This window comes from Mesorhizobium sp. (assembly GCF_004962925.1).
Taxonomy (GTDB): Bacteria; Pseudomonadota; Alphaproteobacteria; order Rhizobiales; family Rhizobiaceae; genus Mesorhizobium.
In genome coordinates this window covers 1-4,182 of sequence record NZ_SUEO01000069.1, presented here as the reverse complement: position 1 = coordinate 4,182, position 4,182 = coordinate 1, and the positions used below count along the sequence as shown (strand labels likewise).

Sequence of the window (4,182 nt, the reverse complement as noted above, 5' to 3'; positions counted from 1 at the left end):
CGTTGGCGGCCTCGGCCACGGCGGTCAGGTTGATTAGCCGCTGTTCGTGGGCGAACGGCCGCTTGCCGGCGAAATGCCGGCATTCCAGCGCCAGCACCGGCCCGTTGGAGTCGAGTTCCAACAAGGCGCGATCCTCGGCGCTGCTGCGCCTTTTATGTCGCGCCACACGCTCGTAGCGATAGGGCAGGCCGAGCGCCTCGACCTCGATCCTGATGTCGTGGATTTCCAACACCGCGGCTTGCGACTGCGGCCGCCGGACAAAGCTGCCGGAGCGGCGGCGGCGCTCGATCAGCCCGGCCTTGGCAAGCTGCGACAAAGCCTTGTTCACCGTCATGCGCGAACATTTGTACTCGGCCGTCAGTTCGTGCTCGAACGGGATGCGGTGGCCGGGCGCCCAGGCGCCGGAGAGGATCCGCTCGCTGATGTCGGACAGGATGCGCTGATGCAGCGAGAGAGGCTCGCCGACGTCCACATCCACCGTCTCGATTGTGCTCATCCTGCAAGTTCCGTCATCACCTGGCGAAAACGCTCGGCAATGGTGTCGCGCCTTGCATGCCTCCCGCCGCTGACCAGTTTCTTGCCATGCACCCAGACGCAATCGACCTTGGTGCCGTTGGCGAAGATCCAGGCGTCGAGCACTGCATCGCCCGTCCTGCCGGCCAGCGAAGGATGACTGCCGTCCAGCGAGACGAAATCGGCCGAGGCACCAGCGGCGATCCGCGAGGGGCCTGCGCCAAGGGCGGCACTGCCGCCGTCGAGCGCTGCATCGAACAGCGCGCGGCCGGTCGAGCCGCCCGCCACCGCCAGCACGTTGCGGGCACGGTGGGCGAGGCGCTGCGAATATTCGAGCTGCCGCAATTCGTCGGGCAGGCCGATCAGCACGTTGGAATCGGAGCCGATACCGAAGCGGCCGCCATGTTGTTTGAACAGCGGGGCCGCAAAGGTGCCATCGCCGAGATTGGCCTCGGTAATCGGGCAGAGACCGGCGATTGCCCCGCTTTTCGCCATGGCCGCTGTCTCGGTCTCGGTCATATGCGTGGCATGGATCAGGCACCAGCGACTATCCACCTTGGCGTTGGCGAGCAGCCATTCGACCGGTCGCGCCCCGGACCAGGCAAGGCAGTCCTCGACCTCCTTCACTTGCTCGGCGATATGGATGTGGATCGGTCCGCCAGGCACCATTGCCGCGATGTCTTCCAGTTCGTCCGGCGTGACGGCGCGAAGACTGTGTGGGGCGACGCCAACGACGCTTTGATTCAAGGTGCGAACGGATTCGCGGCATTTCTCAACAAGCCGCGAGAACCGATTCACATCGTTAATGAATCGCCGCTGGCCTTCATTCGGCGCAGCGCCGCCGAAGGAGGAGTGCGCATAGAAGACCGGCAGCAGCGTCAGTCCAATGCCGGTGTCGGCGGCAGCGGCAGTGATGGGTTCGGCCATTTCCGCGATGTTGGCGTAGGGCTGGCCATCACGATCGTGGTGGAGATAGTGAAACTCGCCTACGCGCGAAAAGCCGGCCTCCAGCATCTCGACATAGAGCTGCGCGGCGACCGCCTCGACCTGATCCGGCGTCATCGACAATGCGAAGCGGTACATCACCTCGCGCCAGCTCCAGAAACTGTCGGCTGAAGGGCCGCGAAGCTCGGCAAGGCCGGCCATGCCGCGCTGAAAGGCGTGGCTATGCAGGTTCGGCATGCCTGGCAGCAGGATGGCATGGCGTTCGTCACCGGGCTGGGATGACGCGTTCGGCTCAATCGTGGTGATACGGCCATCACTGACGACGATCCGGGCATTGGAATGCCAGCCGTCGGGCAGAAGCGCCTGTTCCGCAAAGATCGCCGCCACGTTTTTCTCTCCGATTCCCTATGTCCCGTGCAATGATACCACTTGCAGTGCGTTTCAATATGTATATACATAATCGCCACCGATTGAAACGGAAAAGATGATGGCTGGAGAGAGCAAAGATCGGGCAGGGGAGGTTCGCCTCTGGCGCAATGCGCGCCTGACGACCATGGCCGAAAACGCCGCTGGACTTGGCATCGTCGAACACGGCGCGATCGCCGCACGCGATGGCGTGATCGTCTATGCTGGCCCGGAAGCCGACATGCCGGCTGAGCTTTTACAAGGCGCCGAGATTGTCGATTGCGAAGGCCGCTGGATCACACCCGGCCTGATCGACTGTCATACTCATCTGGTCCATGCCGGCAACCGCGCCAACGAATTTGAGATGCGGCTGGCCGGTGCCACCTATGAAGAGGTCGCCAAGGCCGGTGGCGGCATCGTCTCGTCGGTCACGGCGCTGCGCGCTGCCAGCGACGACGAGCTGGTCGCTCAGTCGCTGCCGCGCCTCGATGCGCTGATTGCTGAAGGCCTCACCACCATCGAGATCAAATCGGGCTATGGGCTCGATCTCGAAAACGAGAAGAAATCCCTGCGCGCCGCGCGGCTCTTGGGCGAACATCGTCCTGTAACAGTACGGACGAGTTTCCTCGGGGCTCACGCGCTGCCGCCCGAGGCGAAAGGCGACAAGGACGTTTTTGTCGATCTCGTCGCAAACGAGATTTTGCCGGCCGTCGCTGCCGAGGGCCTGGCCGATGCCGTCGACGGCTTTTGCGAAGGCATCGCCTTTTCGCCCGAGCAGATCTCTCGCGTGTTCGACGCGGCGAAAGCAGCAGGCCTGCCGGTCAAGCTCCATGCCGACCAGCTGTCCAATCTGCACGGCGCCGAACTCGCGGCACGCTATGGCGCCCTGTCGGCAGACCATCTCGAATACACTGACGAAGCGGGTGCGGCGGCGATGGCGAAGGCGGGAACCGTGGCGACAATCTTGCCCGGCGCCTATTATTTCATCCGTGAGACCAAGAAGCCGCCGATCGGCCTGTTTCGCCAGCACGGCGTCAAAATGGCGGTCGCCACCGATTGCAATCCCGGCACCTCGCCGCTGACCTCGCTTCTGCTGATCATGAACATGGCGGCAACTTTGTTTGGTCTGACCGTCGACGAATGCCTTGCCGGTATTACCCGTGAGGCCGCCCGCGCGCTCGGACTGCTCGGACAAACCGGCACGCTGGAGGTCGGAAAATCGGCCGACCTGGCGATCTGGGACATCGAGCGACCGGCCGAGCTCGTCTACCGCATGGGCTTCAACCCGCTGCATGCCCGCATCTGGAGAGGACAATGAGCCAACTCAAACTAAAGCCGGGCAACACAACGCTGGCCGACTGGCGCGAAATCTATCGTGGCGCCGTGCCGAAGCTGGATGCCGCCTGCCGGCCGAAGATCAAGGCCAGCGCCGAGGCGGTTGCGCGGATCGTCGCCAGGGGTGAGCCGGTCTATGGCATCAACACCGGTTTCGGCAAATTGGCCAGCGTCCGCATTCCCGCCGCCGACCTCGAGACACTTCAACGCAACATCGTGCTGTCCCATGCCGCCGGTGTCGGTGAGCCTATGTCGGTTGCTATTTGCCGGCTGATGATGGCGCTGAAACTGGCCAGCCTGGCCCAGGGTGCTTCCGGCGTGCGGCCGCAGACAATCGAGCTGCTGGAAGCGATGCTGGCCAATGACGTAATTCCGGTGGTTCCTGCGCAAGGCTCCGTCGGCGCCTCCGGCGATCTCGCGCCACTGTCGCACATGACGGCGGTGATGATCGGCGTCGGCGAGTGCTTTACCCCGCATGGCCGGTTCCCGGCCAAGGTCGCCTTTGTCTCGCACGGGCTGGAACCGGTCACGCTTGGCGCCAAGGAAGGGTTGGCGCTGCTCAACGGCACGCAGTTCTCGACCGCCTATGCGTTGGCCGCCCTGTTCGACGCCGAAGTGCTCTACCAGTCGGCGCTGGTCGCCGGCGCGCTTTCGACCGATGCCGCCAAGGGCTCCGACGCCCCCTTCGATCCGCGCATCCATTTGCTCAGGAAGCATCCTGGCCAGATCGAGACGGCAGAGGCGTTGCGCAACCTGATGGCCGGCAGCGCCATCCGTGAATCGCACCGGCTCGGCGACGAGCGCGTGCAGGATCCGTACTGCCTGCGCTGCCAGCCGCAGGTGATGGGGGCGGCGCTCAGCGTGCTGCGCCAGGCCGCCGACACGCTGGGCACCGAGGCCAACGGCGTCACCGACAATCCTCTGATCTTCGCCGAGGACGACACGGCACTTTCCGGCGGCAATTTCCACGCCGAACCGGTGGCC

The 4,182-nt window shown here is 64.2% G+C and carries 4 protein-coding genes; 2 read left to right on the top strand and 2 right to left on the bottom strand.

Annotated elements, in window-relative coordinates:
* Together E5W87_RS15735 and E5W87_RS15730 are read right to left on the bottom strand one after the other, a co-directional pair.
* On the bottom strand, positions 1–496 hold a 496-nt coding region (locus E5W87_RS15735; RefSeq protein ID WP_292398963.1), incomplete at its 3' end, for a GntR family transcriptional regulator.
* A complete protein-coding gene (locus E5W87_RS15730) occupies positions 493–1,845 on the bottom strand; it encodes a formimidoylglutamate deiminase (RefSeq protein WP_292398961.1) in 1,353 nt (450 codons plus the stop codon). The genes E5W87_RS15730 and E5W87_RS15735, both read right to left, overlap by 4 nt.
* A 100-nt stretch (positions 1,846–1,945) precedes the next feature.
* On the opposite strand from E5W87_RS15730, the gene hutI reads away from it, so the two are divergent.
* Positions 1,946–3,181 carry an imidazolonepropionase gene (gene hutI, locus E5W87_RS15725; protein WP_292398958.1) on the top strand — a complete coding sequence of 412 codons (1,236 nt, stop codon included), beginning with the start codon at positions 1,946–1,948 and terminating at the stop codon, positions 3,179–3,181.
* The coding region (locus E5W87_RS15720) for an aromatic amino acid lyase (protein WP_292398955.1) at positions 3,178–4,182 on the top strand (1,005 nt) is incomplete at its 3' end. The genes hutI and E5W87_RS15720, both read left to right, overlap by 4 nt.

Coding starts and splice junctions, on each gene's coding strand:
- hutI (WP_292398958.1), top strand. CDS start 1,946: ATGGCTGGAGAGAGCAAAGATCGGGCAGGGGAGGTTCGCCTCTGGCGC.